This window comes from Paenibacillus soyae (assembly GCF_024623455.1).
Classification (GTDB): Bacteria; Bacillota; Bacilli; order Paenibacillales; family Paenibacillaceae; genus Pristimantibacillus; species Pristimantibacillus soyae.
Map to the genome: position 1 here is coordinate 64,534 of NZ_JANIPJ010000014.1, position 22,111 is coordinate 86,644.

The window sequence follows — 22,111 nt, forward strand, 5'->3', positions numbered from 1 at the left end:
CCTAAGAGTGAATATAGTGTTATCGGATGTTGCTGTCTTCTATGAATTACCTACATTCTCTATATCGTCTAGTACTCTATGAAGTACAGAGGCAAATCCAAGCCATTCTAAAGTTCTTTGAGGATCTGTTATTTCGACAATTCTGTGCGCTTTGGGATTCCTGATTGCCATTACTGCACCTGAGAAAAGCCACATAAATCCCTGTTGTTCATCCGAATCATCCGAAACTAATAATTGAGGATTTTTTGGAGAGAAAACTTGTTGCATTAAGGGACTTCCGTCAATATCTGTTCTTCCTGAGATCACTTTAACTCGATTGATTAAATCAATATATGTATCAAGTACTGCAGCACGATAATGCCCATCCTTATAATAGTCTTTTGAAACTCTCATTACATTTTCGTGCAAGTTGTCAATAGTTAATGGGGAGCGAGGTTTGTTTTGTTCTTCTGCTATATCTGTTGACATACTTCTAATTTCTTCTTGAACCAGCTCCACTTCACTTCTCAAATTCTTTCTTCCAGCATTTACTCTAATTTCGTGAGTTTGATTTAAGCCTTCTGATCCTAGCCTACTTAACATTTCATTTAGCATACTATTTCCGGAAGTAATTAAATTATCATAAACCTCTATGATAATTGAATCTAGTTTTTTGATATTTATTTGCCTTTCACTCGGTTGACTTAAGATATCATCTTTCAGAATAACTAAAGATTCTAGTGCTCCATCATTAGCTTGTTTAGTGACCAGATCTGAAAGTCGGGAGAAAGTCATTCCAGAATGTAAGAGCCCTCTTCCATTCATTTCTTCAATTATTCTATTTCTTTCTAAGTATCCAGCAGATGAATAATTACTACTGACTTTTTGTATTCTCAACTTGGCCAATTTACTTGGGAACAACTTCATAACACTCCTTTTCAAAAAAATTTCCGGTAACGTTTCGTATATTCACGACGTCCAACAAAGTTGAATGTGTCCGGCTATCCAAGCACCTAGCCAATAGCTTCTGCCGGGCCTAAGGCCGAGTGGCCCGATTCGTAATTATGGAGTTATATGACGTTCGTCGCTCCTTTGATTACCTAGTTTTGTAATTGATTTAATTCTAATGTGTTTTAATATTTGATAGTCTTTGTTCAGTGAATGTTTGTATAAAAAGCACTAACAATAAGTAATAAGTGATAGTAACCAGAAAGATATTATTGTCTTGATATCCTGCCAGTTTAAAGATTAGAGTAATAAAGCCTAAAACAAACATGGCATAATTTGTTGCAAACTTAATTTTCTCTTGTAATCCCTCAATTACTTTAATCTCATTTTTAATTCTTAATTCTTTATTGTTTATACGATGTCCATTGTAAAACCCACTTTTATATGCGGATATCTTTTTCTTTGATTCATTACAACATTTATTATATGAAAACAGGTGAAAAAAACTACACATAGACAGTAGTATCAGAACACCTGCTACGGATAAAACAGGATTATCTTTGATTGACAATCCGGTGACAATGAAAAATCGCAGTATTATTGAAAATATTGGTGGCATGATATAACTCACAAAAATCATTCTAGTAGTTTCCCCATGAAGTTCCAATGAAAACATCCTAAAAAATAGTGCCACAAAAAACAATAAAAAGGAGACAATCAAACCACTATATCCCCAAAAATAACCACAGGTACCTTGAACTATTGCACCTATAATTGAAACTATAATTAATTCTTTAAGATTGCTTTTTGGTTTTGTTATCTGACTCATGCTCTCGTTCTCCTCTTATGTCATAACATAAAACTTAGCCAATGCAGGGTTGTCGCCTGAGATTATCAACTGTCACCACAGGCGACCGAGCCGGCAGCGTCCCGATGCGTGAATGCGGTGTTATACACAATTGCATACTTCCGTGAAATCACTTTCCCAATAAATGAAAGCCCCTTTCAAACATGTTTTTAGTTTGCTGTTCCATATATTCTCTGTATTACGGGTTCCATTGCAGCTCCTAGTATAAAAACTAGAAGTGACCAGATTACTAACATGAACGGAGTGTTTTTCACTATTTCAAATACTCCTAATAAGCTAAGTCCATAAATATCTCTAATCTTTGTTTTTTGCTTTATTGTCCCTTGTTCTAATAAGGTCAAAATTCTATCAATCATTTCAACCTTTCTCATTGTTGACATATGTAATTTTAGATAATCGTTGTTACTAAATGCTGTGGCTTCTTCCAACCCAGTAAGTGCATCTTTTGTAGAAATTGTATTTAAATTTGACATGTTCAACAATTGACCTGATGGTTTGTGTTCAACGAATTTATAGGTAAATAACTTCCCAAGTAAATCAGGAAGATCATATTTATGTTCATCTTCTATAGAAAAAGTCTTACCACCAACTATCCTGCATCTATTTGCTATTGCTTCAAAGCCATAACTTGCATTTCTCATATTCCAATGAACCCAGTAATACAAATTATGTTTTTTTACGTATAAATTAAATTCGGACAGCATTTCTTTTTCTAATAGATCAATATCCTGTACTGTTGCATTTACAAGGTTAATTTTCTTGAATTGAGCCTGTAAATGAATAGAAAAAGCCTTTGTTTCACCACTTGCTCTGTTCTTAACGCATATACTTGTTACTCGAGGAGTTCTTCCTTCAATATTAAAGAATGATTCACAAGAGTAATGTATTACTAGAGTCTTGTTTCTATTATTTCTAAGTTGATTTAGCTTTTCCAAACCTTGTTGCCTTTCATCAAGTCTGTTAGATCGAAAGAATCCCATCTTAACCTCCTGCGGATAATAGATAATATATTCGGAATGTGTTTAGTATAAATTTGGTTTATATTAAATTGTTTATAAAATTCTCGTACTCACGAACCTTCACTGTCTTAAACGACCGTAGAGAATGGCCATGACGCGGTTAGGCAGTGCAAGGTTGACTGGTTGAAATTGCTTCTCTGCTACTGAATCTAATTCACCGAAACTTCTTTCTACTTCGGTCCGGTCAAGGAGCGATAGAGACGCAGCGTGAATACGGTGTTAGCTGATGTCCCCACTTTTTAAGTGTCTACCAAGTCTTTGAATATTGATTATTGTAATCATTGCCTTATCAATTTTATTTGCGTAATAAATATTTTTTGCACCTGTGTATATTTCACTAATCTCAATGCTATTTCTGAATTTTCTTTGGTTAAGATACCACTCTACAAGATCATAATTTTTTATTGGATCTTCAAAAAAGAAAATGTTATAAAACGAGCTATAATTATCAGTCCCGGTATAATACTCCAACCAATATTTATATTTCACTTGAGCTACTCCAATTGAGATATTTAGTGCTTTTTCTCTGTTAAATCGTAAGCATATGAACAAATATAAATACTCAATTAGTCGAACAATAAACGGACGAAATTCATTCTCGACAATCATTATAGCAAGGGGGATATTATTTCTAGAAATATTTATTTTCATTAATAATCTCAGAATCATATGAAGCTCCGACCTGCTTGTATGCATTGGTTCCCTCAAGATTTTTTTTCCTTTCATCTTTATTAAAAACTATGGAAATTAAAGTTGGAATTATTATCGCTACAAGCAAAATGTTAATAACGATATTAATTAAAATAAAATCACCAGCGGAAGTAAGAATTTTTAAATACTCTTTTTTTTGTAATAATGGACTAATCCATAAATGGCTTCTAATTAATATATAAGAAAAAATCAATAGTATTAGAAAATAAAAGGTTCCAATCAACTTTCTTCTAGGTATATAAGTGTAATGATTAAAAAAATAAGTAGATTTAATAAATCTATATAATATAGACAGTAAAACAAATGCAGCTACTATATAGAATTGTTTTTCTGTCAAATATAATGTCCAAATGACAGATATGAAAACAGGGGTTACAACCACAAAAATTATTGCAGAATATACACTTTTTATTTTCATTACCTTTTTTTCTTTTTCTGCATCTTCCTCATCAAAATAATCATATAAATAGCTTTTACCTAAATAGCGTGATAAGGGAACATTAAGTTTAGCCAATGGATATATCGAAAAATATAGTGGAGTGTAAGCATCACTACGTTTTTCCCTCCATATAACAGGTAAAAAGTAAACTAATAGTGAAATTAATATAGGCAAAGGTTCTATCTGCCAGTTCCAAATTGTTGAAAAATTCATTTTTCATTTCTCCTCTTTATTTTTAGGGGATTTCAGCTAAATTTGATGAATTTACGAGCCCTCACTGGCTCAACCGCCGGGTCGAAGATTTGGTCATGTCCGCTGATTCTACTCCCTTTAATGTGCTTCTTGCGAACAAGTCGTGCAAGCCCCAATGCGTGAGTGCAGTGTTAGCCAAAGTTAATACCTTCATGAATTAGCTATACCGAGTCTTTTTCGCCTTAATAAAAATGACCTTGTGGAAAGAAGCACCTGCGGAAGCTTGCTTTCCCTCTTCGACCTGACGTAGTTTGTCGCATCATGCAGCTGCAGTATCTTTTGACAATAAATTTGATGGCGCTTAACGCTTGCTTCACATGCGCATGCGAGCAGCCGCGCTCCATCATCGACAAGATGTAAGGCCTAATCGCCTCCAGACGCAAGAAACCGTTCGACCTGACTACGGTACGCTTTAATCGTCTTGACGCTGCTCCGTCTCGATCTGCGGCTATATGCCGCTCCACCATATCCAGCGTATACGGGATGGACTAAATCTCCTCGTCAGGATGCCACTTCCCTACCGTCGCCCCCGTAGCTTCTCAACTCCGGCGGCAGAGAAGCTCAGCAATTGAACGGCCAGCGATTTTCATCACGTTTCATAATAGGGATTTCTACCTATCTCAGTTACTCTCATTATAGCACCAGGTACATATATTGGAAAAAGAAAAATAGGAGGTTGCTAAGTCTATTACGACTTTGCAGCCTCCCGATGCCTTCGGCAGTTCCAACTTATTAATATGCACCTGCGTCCTTCATAGCACCGCTCGGGAATTGCATAAAATTCAAGCAGCGGTTAGGCTCTAGATGTCACTTCACTTCCCATGCTTATCCCGGAACGCAAACGAAACTTCCCCGCTAGACGCGTCGATATGTTTAACGAGAATCGCGATCCGATTGTCTTCGTTAATTCCGTTCCAATAAAAATCCGCCGTCTCCTCGATCGAATCGAATAGCGGCGCCTCGAACGGCTCCCCTTGGAACGGACGCAGCAGGCCTTCTTGCTCCGAATCGTAGGTGTGGATGCAATGGCCAATGCCCGGCTTGAACCCGCTGTAATCAAAAAACTGGCGCTGGCATACCGAAGGATCGTTGCCCGCCGTTTTCAGAATGGAGAGCGTGTACGTCTTCTTGCCCGCGTCCAGAACGGCCGATATTCTCGGCGTGAAATGCGGAGCGTCCGGCTCGAATTCGCGGTACATCAGCGACTGCTGGAAGCTCAGACCCTGCAAATAACCGTCGCAGATCGTGTCCGTCTGATCCCCGTTCGTCACGATGTGCAAATCCCCTAAGCTGCGGACGGGATCGTAAATAATGAGCGATGGATCCTCCATCAAAGCCGGATCGTACGCCTTATTCCTGACGCCGTCGCCCGCAAGCTCGAATACCCGGTTGCGGCTGTTCGCGCTCCTCCCCATAATCCAATACACCTGCGCGTAATGCGCCCCCGAAGGCGTCATGCCCACGATCAACGTTCTTCCCGGATACACCTTTTCGAAACATTCGCTTTGCACCGTTTTCACCGTCATCCCCATCTCCTCCACATCTTCTTCGCAAAAAATAAGAGGCAAAGGGAATGAACCCTTTACCTCTGCCCAGGCGTACGGCCGCTACTCGCATGCTCCCTCATGGTTCCCCATGCAGCGCCAGTCACATGCAAGCTGTAAATTACCGCTAATCATATCACAATTAGACGGCCGAAGCCATTCCTACAAATCAACCTCGACAAGCGACTGCGCGAGCGCGGGCTCATCCGTAATGATCCCGTCCACGCGGAATTTCAGAACCTCCATCATGTTGCGCCTGTCGTTTACCGTCCATACCCAAATTTCCCGGCCGTTCGCATGAGCCTGCTCGACAAGCTGCTCCGTCAGCATCACTTTTTCGATTGTATAGAAGTCGACGTCGAGCTCCGTCAGGTCCCCCAGCGCAAAATAAAGAATCTGCCCGATCTTAATGTCCGGAGCGATCGCCCTAATATGACGGAGCGTCTCGCTGTCGAAGGATTGAATGTACACGTCGCTCTCCATCTCGAACTGCTCGACGGTCCACACGACCTCCTGCACCAGCTCCTCGCTGGGTCCGTACGGCTTCAAATCCAGCAGCAGCTTAATCCGCCCCTTGGCCTCCGCCAGCACCTCGCTGAGCATGGGGATCGGGATCGCGTTCCCTTCCTCGTCCCGTCCGATCGCGTAGCTCCTCAGCTCGTCGTAGGTCAAGTCCGACACGCGCACCGCGTGGCCGGTCACCCGCTTCAGATCGTAATCATGATTCAGGACGGCGACGCCGTCCTTGGTCAGCTGCACGTCCAGCTCGACCGACGTAATGCCGTTTTCGATGGCGGCCTGCACGGATGGGAGCGAGTTTTCCGGCGCCGATGCGGCATCGCCCCGGTGCGCGGATATTAACACCCCCCACTTGGCATAGACGAGACTGTCATTCGACTTGAAGCCGACATACAGCGCCAGCCCCAAATAAACGACGGCGGCCGAAGCGTATAACAGTCTCGTCCGTTTTCTCACGAATACATAGCTGGAGATCCGCTTCTCGAGCCTGCCGAGTCCGCTGCGATAGATCGTAAGCCGGTCCTCGGGGAGCTTCCCCTGCCTGCGGGCGAAATTGTAATACACTCGCGTTAAGAAAATGATATTGACCGGCATGAGCAGCAGCGCGAACATATAGGTCAGGATCGTGGAGAGCGTAAGCGAGTTGTGATCCGTGAACGCTTTGAGCACGTTGATGTCGAGCCATGCGGGCATATAGGACAGCGACGAGATGGCCGCGAAGCCCGTTCCGAAGACGACGGCGTTCAGCAGGAACAGCCAGAGGAACAGCTGGAGCTGCCTGCCGCGCGTTAGAGCCAAGCTGCTGCGAATCGCTTCGGATATCGTTTTCCCTTCCAGCACGATGAAGTGCAGCACGAAGATCCAGCGCAGCACGATATACAGCGTAATAAGCACGATCAGCCCATACACGACGGTCATCGCGATCGGCGCGTTCAGCACCTTGCTTTGCAGGAATATCGGCACGTTGAACAAGGCGTAGAACGACGCGGACATCGGCGATTCGATAAACGGAATAAGCACGAGCAGGAAGACGATCAGCTGTACGACGCCGAATCCAAGCAATCGCGGTGTCTGGCGCAGCGTCGTCAGCAGCGAATCGATGATCGCGACCTCCCTGCCGAAATAATGCTGCTGCACCATAATAATGAGCACGCACAGCTCGATGAACACGGCGAACGAAGCGACCATGCCGATCATCGTCAGCCCGATCACGCCCTCGTAGCTGTACCCGAGCCGGTACACCTCATTGTTCAGCAGCGAGCCGGAGCCCACCACCGTCAGAATACGGTTGAAAATAAACGTAATTACCGGAATAATGACAAAGCTGGTAAGCAGCATGTACAAATATTCGAAAACCAGCAGCTTCTGGTATGTAGCGTAGAAATCTCTGATGCTTCTGCCAAGCAGCCTGAACATAGCCATTCATCCTATCTATCCCGAAGGTTATGCCTCTATTATATTCGCCCCTGCGCGCAATAAGGAGCTTTCATCATTATTTCATTTTTTCGAAAAATACATAAGGAAATCACTGTAAAAAGTCTGATTTCATCAAAAAAAGCCGCGCGCCCTCCGAAGAGAGCGCGCGGCTACAGCCGTACCAAACCTTACTCGCCGAGCCCCGCTTCGCCCATGGTCTTGGCCAGAAGCCGGGCTTCGTGCCGGTCGGCAACCTGCAGCTTGTTCAGAATGTTCGTGACGTTATTCGCGACCGTCTTGACGGAGAGGCCAAGCTTCGCGGCAATCTGGGCGTTACTGTCTCCGGCCGCCAGTCTTTGAAGCACTTCCTTCTCCCTGCCGGTCAGCTCGTCGAAGAGCGTGCCCTCCGGCTCCGGAGGATCCTCGAAATAACTGGCAAGACGCAAGGCGATGTCCGGCCCGAATACGGCGCTCCCGTTCCCCACCATGCGGATGGTCTGGAGCAGCTCGGCGCCGTCCGACTCCTTCGGCAAATAGCCTCGGGCTCCGGCTTTGATCGCCGGAAACACCGATTGGTCGTCCTTGTGCATGGACAATACCAGCACGTGTATGTCCGAAAACCGCTGCTTGATGATGCGAGTCGCTTCAATGCCGTCCATTCCGGGCAGCCGGATGTCCATCAGCACGAGATCGGGCCGCAGCTGCTCGGCCAGCTCGATTGCCTCTTCGCCGCTGCCTGCTTCTCCCGCAACCGTCAGATCGTCGGTCGCTTGGATCAGATTACGAATTCCGTTCCGATAGAGCGGATGATCGTCAACGATTAGAATGTTCATGGCTGAGTCCCCTCTTCTGATATAACGGGCAGCTCGGCGTATACCCGGGTGCCGCCCTCTTCCATGCGCTCGATGACGCAATATCCTCCGAGCTCGGCCGCGCGCTCGCGAATCGAGCCGATTCCGATCCCTTTCCTTACGGATGACAGCCGTCTCTCATCGATGCCGATTCCATTGTCCCTCACATCGATGGATAGACGTTTCCCTGAGATCATCTCCAGCTTTACCGTACAGTTCGCGGCTTGTGAATGACGCGCCGCATTGGCTATCGCCTCCGTTGCGATTCGATATGCCGCCACCTCGACGGCGGCGGGCAGAGGCGGCAGCTCTCCGGTCGACAGCTCGATCCGGAGCCCGCCAGCCGGCCGGCCGCCTCTGCCCGCTACCTGGAGCGGCTTCGACAGCTCGCGAATCCGTTCCCCGATCGCGCCCGCAAGCCCCCATTCGTCGAGACTGGCGGGACGCATGTCCCTTACGAGGGTACGGATATCTTCCACGGTAGAACGAATCACTTTGCGCAGCTCGCCGAGCAGCTCCGATGCCGCTTCCGGGTCCCGCTTCACGTACATCTCCGCCGCCGTCGCGTTCAGTCCGAGCGACGCGAGCCTCGGAGCCAGCTCGTCATGCAGATTGCGGCGGAGCATTCTCCGCTCCTCCTCCCGCGCGAGCACGAGCTTCTCGCGCGACTGCTGCAAATCCTCGGCGAGCAGCTTCATGCCTCTCGTCATGGTGAAATTGTCGACGACGGGACCCGCGTGCCCAAGCAGCACGTCGATTAAGCGCCGGTCGTCCGCGCTGAACGTCTCTCCTGCGCGTGGAGAGGCGATCAACGCTCCGACCTCCTTGCCCCGGTGGACGATCGGGAACGTCAGGCTGCCGGCCGCGTCTTCCTCCCGTCCTTCCCCGTCAGCCGCCACCACCCGGTCATGCCCGTTCACTTCTACCAGAATCGCCGCGTAAGGGATGCGAAGCTCCTTGCGAAGAAAGCGTACGACCTTATCCAGCATCGCCTCCGGCGGTGACGGCTCCGCCAGAAGACCCCTTAGCTCGGCGAGCAAGCCGTAAGGATCGTTATGCCTTCCTTTCAACAGCCGGTCCACGAAACGCTGCAGCTTATCCTTAAGCGGAGCGAACAGCAGCGCAACGGCAAGCGTGGCCGCCAATGACGTTAAGGCGCGATCCTCCGTTCCGAACAATCGGTTCAAATAAAAAATCGTGAAGCTGTACAGTCCGATGATTGAGGCCGACAGCAAGACGTAAACGATCGTACGGCTAACGACTGGGTCCACATCCCACAGCCGCTTGCGCAGAATAGCCAGAGTGAGGGTAAACGGGATGATGAACAAAAACAGATGAAGCGCGGCGTTCAAATATACGAATGCCATCGGCGTATGGTAATAGCTCGGCTCGAATAGGACGCTAATGACGATGAACGCCGTCAGTCCGACGCCTAGGCCGTACACGACCCATTTGGTCTGCTGCTTCTGCTCCGGCGTCGACAGCTTCCGGTAACGATAAATTTGGGAATATAGAATGGTTGCGATAGGCGCAACGAACAACAATAATTGCAGCGGCAGCGGCCACTCGTGATGATCGGTCCGCGTTCCGGGCAGAAACACGCCGCTAAGCTGGATGAAAGCGAACAGCGCGATTGGCGCGAACGTCCACTTCGGAACGAGCTTCCCGTTCGGGAACATGCAGAAGAACAGAAACAAAGTAATCCAGCCAATCGCCGCCGCCAAGGAGAAGTACATTCGCCAAAAGTCGGAATCCGCCGATGCATGCACCAGCTGCGGGAAGGTCGCGCCGAACGCGAGCAGCATGGCCGATGCGAGCAGCGCCATCGGCTCCTGCCGCGCCTTCGCGGCAATCACGATCGCGGATCCGGCGAACAGCAGCGTGAATGAGCTGTCGATCAGCACGTATAGCAGCGCGTAGCTGCCGGGCGTATGTCCCGCGGCTTCGAGCAGAGCAAGCGTCGTTGGCGGCGCGGGGCTGGCCAAGCCGCAGTCTGCGAGAACGCACTTATTAACCAGAACGTCATAGTAATCCGGAATGAATGAGAGGTAGACGAGCAGCGTGACCAAGCCGAATACCGCAACCGCCAGCTGCAGAAGCAGCCTCGCCGCGCCCTCTATCCGCCGTATCCTTGCAGGCTGAACCCCGGACCCGTTCGTCTGCGGGCTGATTCTTGCCATCTAACCGCTCCTCCTCGCTGTCTCTACCAGATTATAGCCATTGTAGCAACTTCCCTCTGCGCTGAATAGAAGCCGCAAGCAATTTCCCTAGCCGTCAAAGCGCATTTCCCGAATAGTCCCGCCGGATTTCCCGCCTTGGCCGGGAACGTTGCTCTATCCCGAGGGAATTCGCGTGGCCTACACTACGAACGGAAAACAAATTCATAGTTGCGGGAGGAATAACAATGAAAGCGGAGCAAGTGATCAAATGGCTGGGATTCGGGTGCCTGCTTGCGGGCATCGCGAGAATCGGCATGACGCCATCCAGCTACGCATGGGGGAGCGACAGCCCCGAGGAGCTGACGTTCGGGCTGATTGCCTGCGTGCTCATGGCGATTTTCAGCATCGCTTTTTTCCTGGTGCAGTCCAGAGAAACAGGCATTCTCGGATTTATTACGGCGGTCTTCATCATGATAGGGAACCTGCTGACGGCATGCATCCTTTGGGGGAAGCTGCATTACGGCCACTACGGCGAAGAGGACGGCCTGCTCATCGCTGTCACGGGCATGGTCTCTTCGGCAGGCGTGCTCGGCGGCTCGGTGCTGCTGCCGATCTTGTCCTGGAGAGCGAAGGTGTTCCCGCGCTGGGTCATTATGCTGATGATCGCGAACGTCCTCGCGCTCGCCTTGCCTTGGACGGAATGGTTCGCCTTGTTCTGGGGGCTTCCTTACATCGCCATGGGCTACTGCATCTGGAGAGGCCGGCTTAACGCCGGGCAGTCGGCAGACAAAGGAGTAGCAGTATGAGTAGCGCGCGTAAAATAAGCCTCTTCACATCGGACTGGAAAGGAGCTTGGGCCATATGAAACATCTGGCAGCACGCCGGAGCCCGCTTCTCCGCAGGCTATTCGGGGCCGCCCTCGCCTCTTCCATCCTTCTGACCACTGTCGCCGCTCCGATCAGCGGGTTTGCGGCTCCGATCCAGGAGGCGGCGGAGACATCCGCCTCTTCCCTATCCGCCTCCGGCGCTCCGGAATTGACCGGCCTCCCGGCTTACGCCACGGGAGAATACTTGATGGTGGCCGGCACGGCGGCGCCGAACGCCGCCGTTACGCTGTACGTCGGGTTCGATGGTCAGGAGCCCGGTTATTATGATCAGACGTTCGCGGACGAGAACGGTTCGTTCTCCATATCGCTTTATCTGGATACGGACGGAGTTTATACCTTGGAGGCGGTTGCGGAGCTCGAGGGCGCAGTGAGTCCGCCCTCCGAGCGAATGACCGTGATCGCGGATCGCTCCGTACCCGGGGATATTATAGAACCGGCATGGGATTTGATCGGGAACACGTCCCTCCTGCTGCGTTGGTCGCCGCCGGATTCGGTCATGGAGCCGATTCGTTACCGGATCTATGATTCGAACGGCGGACTGCTCGCCGAGACGCAGGAGACTTCATACGCCTTCGAAGGACTGGAGCCTTCCCGCTCCTACGTCTACGACATTCGCGTCGCGGATGACGCCGGCAACGAATCACCCGGCGCATTCCTCTACGCGGGAACGTCGCCGCTATCCGAGACTAAGCTCGTCGAGGGGGTCAGCTTCCTGCATAATCGGCAGTCCGAGACGGCGCTGAGCGCCGACGGCTCCACGCTGGCCTACGTCGATACCCGGCTGGCGGAAAAGGCGGAGGCTGCCAGCGGGACTGCCGAGCTGAAGCCTTCGCTCCGGCCAAGCAATCTGTACGCGGCCGATACGGAGACGAAGGAAACGAAGCTGCTCAGCGTCAAATCCGAGGGACAGCCTTGGAACGACGTCGTACTCGAACCGTCCACTAGCGCGGACGGCTCGGTTACCGCATTCGTCGCTCGGGGAGCTTACGCGCCGGACGATGCCGCCCCAGGACTCCGTCATGTGTATCGGCATGATTCAGCGTCCGGAGAGACAATGCTCGTCTCCGAACCCGATTCTTCCGCAGGCGAACCTTCGATCAGCGGGGACGGGATGCGGATCGCTTACATCGATAACGGCAACGTCTACCTCTATGATCAGGCCAACCCCAGCCAGCGAAGGCTGATCAGCCGAACCAGCGGCGGAGAGCCCTCGGCCGCATGGAACGGCAATCCGGTCATAAGCGAAGATGGCCATACGATCGCCTTCCTGACGGAAGCGTCCAATCTGGACGGCGGCGAAGAGGTGCCGCCCGGCTCCAATGCGATCGCGGTGTACAGCTTGCTTGAAGACGGCCTCGCAGGCTTTTTCCCCCACGAAAGCAGCAGCGGAAACATAAGCATTAGCGCTGACGGCCGTTACATCGCTTATACGCGCGCTGCGGACAGCTACCTCGAGAGAGTGTTTCTCCTCGATGTCGATGAGGGAACGGACACGAGTCTCTACCTGAATGCGCCTCCTGACCAATTGGACCGGAAATCGTACGATGGCGGAACGGCTATCAGCGGCGACGGGCAATACGTCTTCTCCGGCGTGAGCGACTACGATCCCGAGCTCCCCGGCGTGCGCTCTTATATCGAAAGGTTCGACCGGGAGACCGGCCAGGTGACCCGCGTCGGCAATCCGGCGCGTCAAGCTTGGGCGCCCGTGATCGACTCCGCGGGCAACCGCGTGGCCTATTGGTACGAAGACGCTATCTATACTTCGTGCTTCGGCGATTGCGGCGACGCGGGCAGCGGCGATCCGATCGTCTCCGCCTCATGGACGGCCGATGGCGAGCACAAGATCGGACAATTCATAAAGCCGGGCGGCGAGATCGATCTCGTGGCCTACGGCCGCAAGGATCAGACCGTGGAAGCCGTCATCCGCTACAAGTCGGCGAATGTGCCGGAGATGCAGGAGATGTCCGTCCCGTTGTCGGCGGATGCCCGCGCGCCCGAAACCTATCGGGGCAGCTTCGAATTGACGAGAGGCATAACGGAGGTGGAGTCGATCGTCGTGAAGCCGGCCGGCGCGGCCTCGGGAGGCAAAGCGCTCGCATCCTTGCCCGAGCTTGCCGGCATCCTCAATATCGAGATTTATGCGGACCGGCCGGAGCGGCTCGATCTCGCCCGTCTGCTCATCCAAGCGCCGGGCGAGAACGTCGGAGAATGGAGCATCAGCTCTTCTCAGATGCAATACGAGCTGTTCGGTCCGCCCCGGACGGAGCTGTCCGTCTCCTTGGTCAGTCCTGACGGGCAAGTGGTGCTTGCCAGCCAATCGGGAGTAATTACCCAGAGCGGCTTGCCGACATCTGTTACGCTGTCCCCCGAATATTTAGCTCATCTAAATATTAGCGTGCTGGACGAACGCGAGGGCACCGCTTTGTCCGGGGTTCCCGTCTTCTTCCGCGATTCCTCCGGCAGTCTGATTGCCGAGACGGTAACGGATGCCTCCGGCCATGCTTCTCTCCCCGGCGGCGGCCGCGAAGGCGCGCGGATCCTGGTATCCGTCGAGGCTCCGAACACGCATATGCCGGCCGAAGCTCAGAGCCTGTCGCTGAGACTTGGAACAAACGGGCTCATCTTCCGGCTGGAGAGCAAGAAAGACACGGTGCAATCTGTCAGTCTCGATTTCGACCGCGAGGTCGGACCCGCCTGGTCGGCCGCTCCCGTTATCGGAAGCCGGGGCATCGTACGGGCATCGGCCGGTCCCGGCCTGGCTCTCCAAGCCAAAATTTTGCACACCTTGCAGGGCAGCGGCATGTCGACCGAGAACGCCGAGAAGCTGATTCCTCTCACCGAGGTTAGTCCCGGCGAATACGAAGGCGCCCCGTTCCTGGTCGAAGAAGGAATGGTTCGTATCGACTCGATTCGAATTCAAATCGGCGATACGTGGTCCGATACCGTTTATCCTGTCGGGAAGCAAATAGCGGCCCGTATTCGGACCTCCATCCGAACGCCCGAAGGTCTGGAATGGTCCGGGACGCTTGGCGGAAGCTCGCTGTACCTGCAGTTCAACGACAGATCAGGCAAATTTTATACGGACCGAACGACGCTGGGCGCAAACCAGACGACTTATGCATTCGATGTCCCTTTCACCAGCGAATCCTATCCTTATTCGATCTCGCTTACATCCGGTACAGGGCCGATCGTAGCGACGAAGGCCGACATCAAAGCCGCTAAGCCCGGAACCGTATACGATGCGGAAATCATACCGACCTACCGAATGACGCTGAGCGGCAGTGTCAAGGACGAAGCCGGCAAACTGCAGGAAGCCAAATATACGCTAGTCGACGATCAAGGGCAGGCGCTCGCAAGCGGAGAAACCTGGGGCTCGTACAGCATCACGTTTGGCGCGAAGGCCGACACTACCGTTCGGCTGCGCATTACGCCGAAGAACGCGGACTACGCGCCGACAACCGTCGAAGCCGTCATGGACCGGCCTTCCTTAACCGCCGATGCCGTGTTGACGAAGCGGCCGCAGGCTACGCTGTCGGGCACCGTCTATGCCAAGGACGGAACGCCGGCCAAGGGCGTTAACGTCCGGGCGACCGTCGTTCAAGAGGGCTACTCGAAGGTGTATGATGCCATCTCGCAAGCGAACGGCACGTATACGCTCTCGCTCCCGGCCGGGGACGTAGAAGTAAGGGCAACGAGCTACCAGGAAAGACTGGGATCGCTCTCCCCTCTTCATAAAACCAGCGTTGCCGCCGGAGAAACGGAAACCGCGGATTTGCGGCTGATGGAAAACGGCCGCATCGGCCTTAAGCTGTTCATACGCAAGGACGGCGGCAATTGGGAGGGACCGCTCGAGATCGACCCGTCGCTGATGCGGTACTATTCTATCCACGCCTCTTATCCCATTATGGCAGCGGGCGACCCGCTCGAAGTTCGGGCCGTATCCGGCGACACGGTGCGTCTCTGCGTGAGCGGTGCCGCGGACGGACTGCCTACGACGTGCCAGCTGGCGACATTGGATCAGAATAATGAAGCAGCCTTAGAATTCCGGCTGGAGGATCTGGATACGGAGGTTTCGTTCCAGGCGCTTAATCCCGACGGATCGGTCGCACGCTCCGTTCGCGCGGCATTCATTCGGACGGACGGCAGCACGGAGTCCTATTACGATTACGCCGATGTCGGTCCTCCCGGCAGGACCGTCAAGCTCTCCAAGCCCGGCACGTACAACATGATCATCAACGAAAACGCGGAGTTCACCGGGGCCGTACAGTTCACGATCGCCGAAGGCCAACGGCTGCAGCTTGGCAATATACGGCTGGAACCTAAGGGCAAATTCGGAGGCCTGCGCGGCAACGCGATTACCGCATCGACGGATCAAATCGCCCAAGGCGGCTCCGTCGATGTGAGAGTCACCTACAATAATACGGGACTCCCGAGCGGTGCCGCGGCGAATGCGCGCCTAATTGTCGAGCTGCCGCCCGAGACGTCCTTGGAAGCAGGCTCGCTTGTCTTGAACGGCCGCCCCCTTGCCGCAGCTCCGGTCGGCCGGCTGCTCGATATTCCGATGGGTCTAATCGAGCACTATGATAACGGCTTTGCGCGGTTCCGCTTGCGCATCGACGAGAATAGTCTCGCCGAGTCCGCCTTCATCTCGGCGAAAATCCGATATGACGGCGATGGCGGGACGAAGGAGGAACGAATCGGCGACGTACAGGTTCAGCTGTATGCGGCTACCTTGCGCGCGCCCGAGCAGACGACCCGGCGAAGCATTCGAGTAAGCGGTTATGCGCCCCCCGGCGAAGAAGTAACGGTCTACGCCGATACGCTCGCGCTCGGCCGGGCAGCCGCTTCCCCGCAAGGGTTTTGGTCGATGAGCGTTGAGCTGCCGGATAACGGCATGCGCTTCCACCGCCTGCGGACGGAGACGACGCTTGCCGGCAAGCGCCTCTCCGGACAGAACGCCGTCGTTCAATTTATAACGGATGATCCCGGTCTGGAGCAGATCTCGATGAAGATGGCCGGGGGCGGCGAGCTGAAGACGTTCAAGCCGGAGGATGGCACCGCCGTCTTCCCGTATATCGTCGAGCCGGGCAACCCGTTCACCTTCCGTCTAACCTTCCGCGATCCGGATCGGGTCTATGACGTCAGGGTGCAATTCGGCTCCGGAAGCGTGGAAGCCAAACGCAACGGAGACGAATACGTCGCCGTCGTAAGATTCCCGGAGAAGCTCGGGCCGCTCTACGTGACCTACCAGACCCAATCGGATCCGAGCGAGCTTTACGAGCCCGCGCCCTCCGAGGCGTATATCCGCAACACCCTGCCCGAATCGCTCGCGGGCTTCGAGACGGAATGGGCGGCATCCGCGGGCGAGAAGACGCCGGACGGCCGGACGGTAGCCCCGAATTCCCTTGAGACGCGAATCGAGCTGACCGAAGGCGTGTGGGCGAACGTGAAGCTCGCCCGCGAAGAAGTCCCCGGCTTCGAACCAAGCGAGCAGGACATCCTGCGAGCCGAGCGGTCTGGACGCTCGGTATATGGATTGTCGTTCAGCCGCTCGCAAAGCGGCGGACCGGCGGAGATGTCCTTGTCCGCCTATTTCCCGGGCAGAGATTCCGGAAACGTCGTCGCCAAAGGGAGTTCGAACACGTCGAAGCTTGCCCTCTCCGATACGGCGCGCACAACGATTAATCTGACCATTGACGCGATGGATAAAGGAACGAAAGTATACGATACCTGGAAAACGGTCAACTCCGTCTTGGACCCGGGAGTATTCGAGCGCATAGATAAGGATCTGGAGATCGCACGCAACATCTGCGATACGCAAGCTGCCGAATATTATACGAACATGGCGCTGCAGATCCGCTTCGACATCGCCGCCCACGAGATTGCGAAGACCGTTATCGGAGGTATCGGCAATCTGCTCCCGGGCTGGGGCTCCGTCCTCTTCTGGGGCGAGTCGCAATGGGCCGGCAAGGAGCTGGACCAGATTATCGAGGATGAGCTCAAAGAGCTGGAGGATCATCTGAAGCAGTACGATTGCAGCAAGGTGAAACCATGGAAGGCGCCCGATGCCGATCCCGTCTATATCTGGGATCCAAGCGGATACGTCTACGAAGGGCTCCCTTCCAACCGGATTGAAGGTGCAACGGCAACCGCGCTGTACCTCGAGGACGGCCAATGGAAGGTATGGGACGCGGAGTGGTTCGGCCAGATCAATCCCCAGAGGACGGACGGCGAAGGGCGCTACGGCTGGGATGTCCCGGCGGGCATGTGGAAGGTGCGTTACGAGAAGGACGGCTACGAGACGGCTTACAGCGACGAGCTTGAAGTCCCTCCTCCCCGCTTCGAAGTAAACATTCCGCTTACATCCTATGCCCCGCCGGAGGTCAGCTATGTGCTGCCAGAGCCCGGGGGCCGGTCGGTCGAGATCGGCTTTACTAAGCCGATGCTGGTCGAGTCGGTAAGCGAAGATTCGGTCTCCGTTGCGAGAAGCGGCGGCGGGCAGCCGGTAAGCGGCAGCGTAACCGCCAAGCAGCCGGAGCAATCGCCGGAAGGACTGGGCTTGACGGAGGCCATCGTCTTCACGCCGGATACGCCGCTTGCTTCCGGAGTCGAATACGAGCTCCTCGTCGGCGGCCAGCTGGCCAGCTACGCAGGCACGGCTTTGGACGCTCCCTACTTGAGCTCCTTCACCTCTCTTGCATCCGACGACACGCCGCCGTCCGCCGTGGAGAATCTCACGGGAAGCATGGAAGGCGCAACGGCTATATTGGTATGGGAAAGCCCGGAAGAGGCGGACGGGAACGGCGCGTATATCCGCTACCGCACGGCCGGCTCCGCCGCTTACTCCGCTCCGATAGCCATAGAGAAAGGAAAGCATTGGGCCGAGATCGAGGGGCTCGAAGCAGGGTCGGTTTATGACTTCCAGGTTACTTCCGTCGATCTGTCTGGCAATGAGTCGAACTGCGGCTGCATCCGGCTGGAAGAATACGCGCCTGGACCCGATCTGACGCCTCCGCTGGCCGCGGGCCAAGTAGAAGCGTCAGACACCGGAAACGGCAGGCTTCGAGTCACATGGAACGATCCTCTCGCCGAGGATTTAGCCGGACTGCGATTGTCTTGGTTCCCAGCCGATCGGCCGGCCGACAGCCAATCGGTTCAAGTGCGGCCCGGTTCCCAATCGTATTCCATTGAAGGACTGAAGCCATCCACGCGGTATACGATTTCGCTAACCGCCTATGACGATGAAGGCAATTTCTCGGCCGCCGCCGTCGTAACAGCTGCAACCGCCCCCTCCTCGGGAGGAAATCCCGATCCGAATCAGGGAGGCGGCCAGACCGGCGGCGAGAAGCCGGATCCCGGTGCAGCCGGCAAGTGGGAGATCGGTTCCGAAGGCGGCAGGTTCGAAGCGTTCGAAGGACGGCTGAAGCTGATGATTCCGCACGGCATATATGCTGACGGTGTGCAGGTGAAGTGGTCGGAGCTTAAGGACGACGAATCGAAGCCATCGGACGACTACATCCGTTATTCGCCGACCTACAGGCTGGAGAGCAGCGGCAAGGCGCAGGAAGGCGGCAGATTGAAGCTTACGATTACGCATGATCCGCTCATTCTAATCGACTTCTCCCCTAGAGAGCTTGGGCTGTATCGCAAGGATCCCGGCGCCGATGGGGGCTGGACCTACGTGGGCGGCGGCGTTCTGCATGGAACCGGCTTCCTGACTTCGGAACCGGAGCTGGACGGCGAATACGCCATTATGCGTTACACTCCAAGAATGGATGATCTGAACTCGCATTGGAGCAAGCCCGAAATCGGGATTCTGCTCAGCCGCCATATCGTGCAAGGTGTCGCGCCCGGCCGGTTCGAGCCGAACCGAAGCCTAACGAGAGCGGAAGCCGCCACCATGCTGATGAATATGATCGAGCAATTAGGCATTGCTCGTCCGGCAGCGACGCGTGCGGCGGAAGCGACGACGGCCGGAACCGGCTTCTCCGACGTCCGGACGGACGCTTGGTACGCGGAGGACGTTCGGGCGGCGGCCGAGCTCGGTCTCGTCAAAGGCTCGGAAGGCCGCTTCCGTCCGAATGAACCGATTACCCGCGAAGAGCTGGTCACGCTTCTTGTCCGAGCAGCGACGCTGCTCGGCTACAACGCAGAGAACGGTATCTCCGCGGACGAGACGCTGCGCCCGTTCCAAGACGCCGCAGCCGTGTCCGCTTGGGCAAGGGATGCAATCTCCGCCGCCGCGCATGAAGGCTGGCTGAGAGGCGACGACTCCTCCAGGCTGAAGCCCGGCGCGAACACGACCCGTGCCGAAGCAGGGGCTTTGCTCTTGCGCATCATGGAGTTACTGACCCAGGAAGCTGACGCTTAACCCAAATACGAAAGGCTGGCGCTCCATCAGGGATGCGCCAGCCTTTCATTTTACTTGCTGTTCCCTCGCGTACTCAGATTACGACAAGGCGAGCGGACTCCGCTGCACGGCGCCAATCCATTCCCTCGCGATCAGCTCGTGCCCCGCCGCGGTGGGATGCACGCCGTCTCTCAGCCAATACGAAGGATTGGTCCGTAAGGCCGCCTGATCGAAGGGCTCCTGCAGCGCAACGAAGACGGCGCCGTATTGCTCCGCGAGTGTCGAGACGATTCGCCGATAGCCGTCCAGATGGCTGCGCCACTCTTCCCATCCTTCCACGGCAATACCGGCCTGCAGGAGGAACGGCTCGCACAGAATGAGCCCCGCGTCCGGCAGAATCTCCTTCGTCTCGTCGAGCAGGTGGCGGTAAGCGCGCTCGAACCGGTCGGTCGCTCCCTCCGGCAGCTTGCGCACGATGCGCCATGCGTCGTTGACCCCGATCAGAATGCTGATCGCGTCCGGTCGCAGATGAATCGCGTCTTCGTTCCACCTCGCGTAGAGATCGGAGACGCGATTGCCTCCGATGCCCCTATTCACGAAGCGATGGCGGGATTCCGCTAGCTCGTAACCAAGCTTGCCCGCAATCAGATTGACATAACCTTGCCCTAATGACGAAGAACCTTCTTCCCTTGGCCGACCCGCGTCGGTAATGGAGTCCCCTTGGAACAAAATCGTCTTTCCCTTGCCCGCCATGTCCATCCTCCTCCGCTTATCACTTCCGCCGTTCCAGCACCAGCTCGATCTTCGCAGGCGCACCCGTAAGATTGAAACGCAGAAACGCGAGCCGATCCTGGATCAGCTTCGTCTCCACGCCTGACGAGCAGGAGCGGACCGAATACCCTTGCAGATCGTCCCAATAAGCAAGGCCGAACGGCATCGGAGGCCAATGGCCGATCTCGAACGTCATGCGGATCACGTTCCCGTTCTTCTCGTAGCCGCTCACGAATACTTGCGGTACGTCCTCCTCGAATTCGCTCGCCATATTGCCTTTGCCGACGTAATTGCGCAGCCGCTCCGGCGTGCACATGCCCTCGACGAAAGCCATCTGGCACTCGGCGTCGTAATACTGGAACGTGTCGGGCCACGGCCCGGCGGCCGTTCCGCCCATCGTCATCGTATATTCGTTCACTTCGGGACGGGCGAGCGTATCGCGGGTCAGCATGTACGAAGGCGCGGTCTGCTCATAACGTTCGTGATACGCTTCGATCGCCAGCGGCAGCGTCGTCCGCGTAATCGGATACTGCGAGATATACTCGAAGAACAGATCGAGCATGCCGGCGCATTCTTCGACATGAGAGGCGGGATAGACGGCGAACCGGTCGGTGAATTCCATCTCGTGTCCCTCCTGCTGCTGCAGGAAATACACCTCTTCGTTATTCGCCGTATTGTCCAAATAATTATGGAACAGCTTCTTCCAATACTCGATGTTGCTTCCCGTGCACAAGCCCGCGCGCAGCACGTCGTTCGGGTCGGTCGAGTAGATGCACGGACTGCCGGAATGATACGTCGCGTGCAGATCGCGGGCCGTCCATTCGCTGGCGACCAGCTTGCCCTTGCCCGGATGCGGCGCCTTGAACCGGCCGCCGTCGATGTACCAGGAGCCCCATGGGATGCCCTTGTGGGTGATGTTATCCCACCATACCTGCTCCCAGCAATATCCCCATATGCCCTGGAAGCCCAGCTCCTCCGCGACTTCGACGAAATCCTTGTAAATATTGCCCCTGACCACGATCTTCGTCTTCGCCCAAGGGAAAGCCTCCTGCAAGGCCGCCCAGCCTTCCTCCAGGGATTCCCGTAATTTCGCCCGGGAATGCTCCGATTCGTCGGCGTAGAACGGCGTCTGCAGGATGACGTCGTCCCCGTATTCGTCATGCCAGCGATTAATGCGTTCGGCGAGCACCGGCGCGGATCCGGCGTTGACGATCCAGGTGACCGGAATGCCGTGCTTATGGGCGATCGATGCCGTCATATCGATGCCGTCGATCGCGATTCCATGCCCCCAGCTCTGATCGACATGGGTCGCGAAGCTGACGAAAGTATAGATCAATTTTTCCGGATTCACGTTATGCGCTTCCTCTCTTGTCCCGCACCTGGGAGCACGGTCGTTTA

Annotated in this window: 13 protein-coding genes and 1 riboswitch; of the genes, 2 read left to right on the plus strand and 11 right to left on the minus strand. The window is 54.0% G+C overall.

The genetic code is table 11. From position 1 onward, the window contains the following. Positions 1-39: 39 nt before the first annotated feature. The 9 genes from NQZ67_RS18845 to NQZ67_RS18885 all read right to left on the minus strand — a co-directional run bounded on the left by NQZ67_RS18845 (position 40) and on the right by NQZ67_RS18885 (position 10,726). Positions 40-900 (minus strand): TIGR02391 family protein, encoded by an 861-nt coding sequence (locus tag NQZ67_RS18845; RefSeq protein ID WP_257448941.1) that lies wholly within the window; start codon positions 898-900, stop codon positions 40-42. 202 nt (positions 901-1,102) lie between these two features. Further along, complete coding sequence (locus NQZ67_RS18850; RefSeq protein WP_257448943.1) at positions 1,103-1,756, minus strand: hypothetical protein; 654 nt, start codon at positions 1,754-1,756, stop codon at positions 1,103-1,105. A 188-nt stretch (positions 1,757-1,944) separates the two neighbouring features. Then, the gene (locus NQZ67_RS18855; protein ID WP_257448945.1) at positions 1,945-2,775 is read right to left on the minus strand and encodes a hypothetical protein; all 831 of its coding nucleotides are present in this window, start codon (positions 2,773-2,775) and stop codon (positions 1,945-1,947) included. Positions 2,776-3,033: 258 nt separating this feature from the next. Then, entirely contained in the window at positions 3,034-3,483 is a 450-nt protein-coding gene (locus tag NQZ67_RS18860) for a hypothetical protein (protein ID WP_257448948.1), read from the minus strand. Beyond that, positions 3,446-4,177: a hypothetical protein gene (locus tag NQZ67_RS18865; protein ID WP_257448950.1), complete on the minus strand. Its 732-nt coding sequence runs from the start codon at positions 4,175-4,177 to the stop codon at positions 3,446-3,448. Before NQZ67_RS18865 ends, NQZ67_RS18860 begins: the two co-directional genes overlap by 38 nt. A gap of 851 nt (positions 4,178-5,028) precedes the next feature. Then, positions 5,029-5,742: an IMP cyclohydrolase gene (locus NQZ67_RS18870; protein ID WP_257448952.1), complete on the minus strand. Its 714-nt coding sequence runs from the start codon at positions 5,740-5,742 to the stop codon at positions 5,029-5,031. Between the two features lie 57 nt (positions 5,743-5,799). Beyond that, a riboswitch (ZMP/ZTP riboswitch) is annotated at positions 5,800-5,877 on the minus strand. Positions 5,878-5,922: 45 nt separating this feature from the next. Then, positions 5,923-7,695 carry a glycerophosphodiester phosphodiesterase gene (locus NQZ67_RS18875; protein WP_257448953.1) on the minus strand — a complete coding sequence of 591 codons (1,773 nt, stop codon included), beginning with the start codon at positions 7,693-7,695 and terminating at the stop codon, positions 5,923-5,925. Positions 7,696-7,883: 188 nt separating this feature from the next. Next, positions 7,884-8,528, minus strand: a complete 645-nt coding sequence (locus NQZ67_RS18880) for a response regulator (protein WP_257448955.1) — start codon at positions 8,526-8,528, stop codon at positions 7,884-7,886. Next, positions 8,525-10,726: a GAF domain-containing sensor histidine kinase gene (locus tag NQZ67_RS18885; RefSeq protein ID WP_257448957.1), complete on the minus strand. Its 2,202-nt coding sequence runs from the start codon at positions 10,724-10,726 to the stop codon at positions 8,525-8,527. Before NQZ67_RS18885 ends, NQZ67_RS18880 begins: the two co-directional genes overlap by 4 nt. Before the next feature lie 224 nt (positions 10,727-10,950). Here NQZ67_RS18885 and NQZ67_RS18890 point away from each other — a divergent pair, with 224 nt between their 5' ends. Further along, positions 10,951-11,511: a hypothetical protein gene (locus NQZ67_RS18890; RefSeq protein ID WP_257448959.1), complete on the plus strand. Its 561-nt coding sequence runs from the start codon at positions 10,951-10,953 to the stop codon at positions 11,509-11,511. A 55-nt stretch (positions 11,512-11,566) separates the two neighbouring features. Next, on the plus strand, positions 11,567-19,963 hold the full coding sequence (locus NQZ67_RS18895) for an S-layer homology domain-containing protein (RefSeq protein ID WP_257448960.1): 8,397 nt from the start codon (positions 11,567-11,569) through the stop codon (positions 19,961-19,963). A 78-nt stretch (positions 19,964-20,041) separates the two neighbouring features. Here the strand turns inward: NQZ67_RS18895 and NQZ67_RS18900 are convergent, their stop codons facing one another. Further along, entirely contained in the window at positions 20,042-20,695 is a 654-nt protein-coding gene (locus tag NQZ67_RS18900) for an SGNH/GDSL hydrolase family protein (protein WP_257448962.1), read from the minus strand. A gap of 19 nt (positions 20,696-20,714) precedes the next feature. Then, positions 20,715-22,064, minus strand: a complete 1,350-nt coding sequence (locus NQZ67_RS18905) for a hypothetical protein (RefSeq protein ID WP_257448964.1) — start codon at positions 22,062-22,064, stop codon at positions 20,715-20,717. Positions 22,065-22,111: the final 47 nt, after the last annotated feature.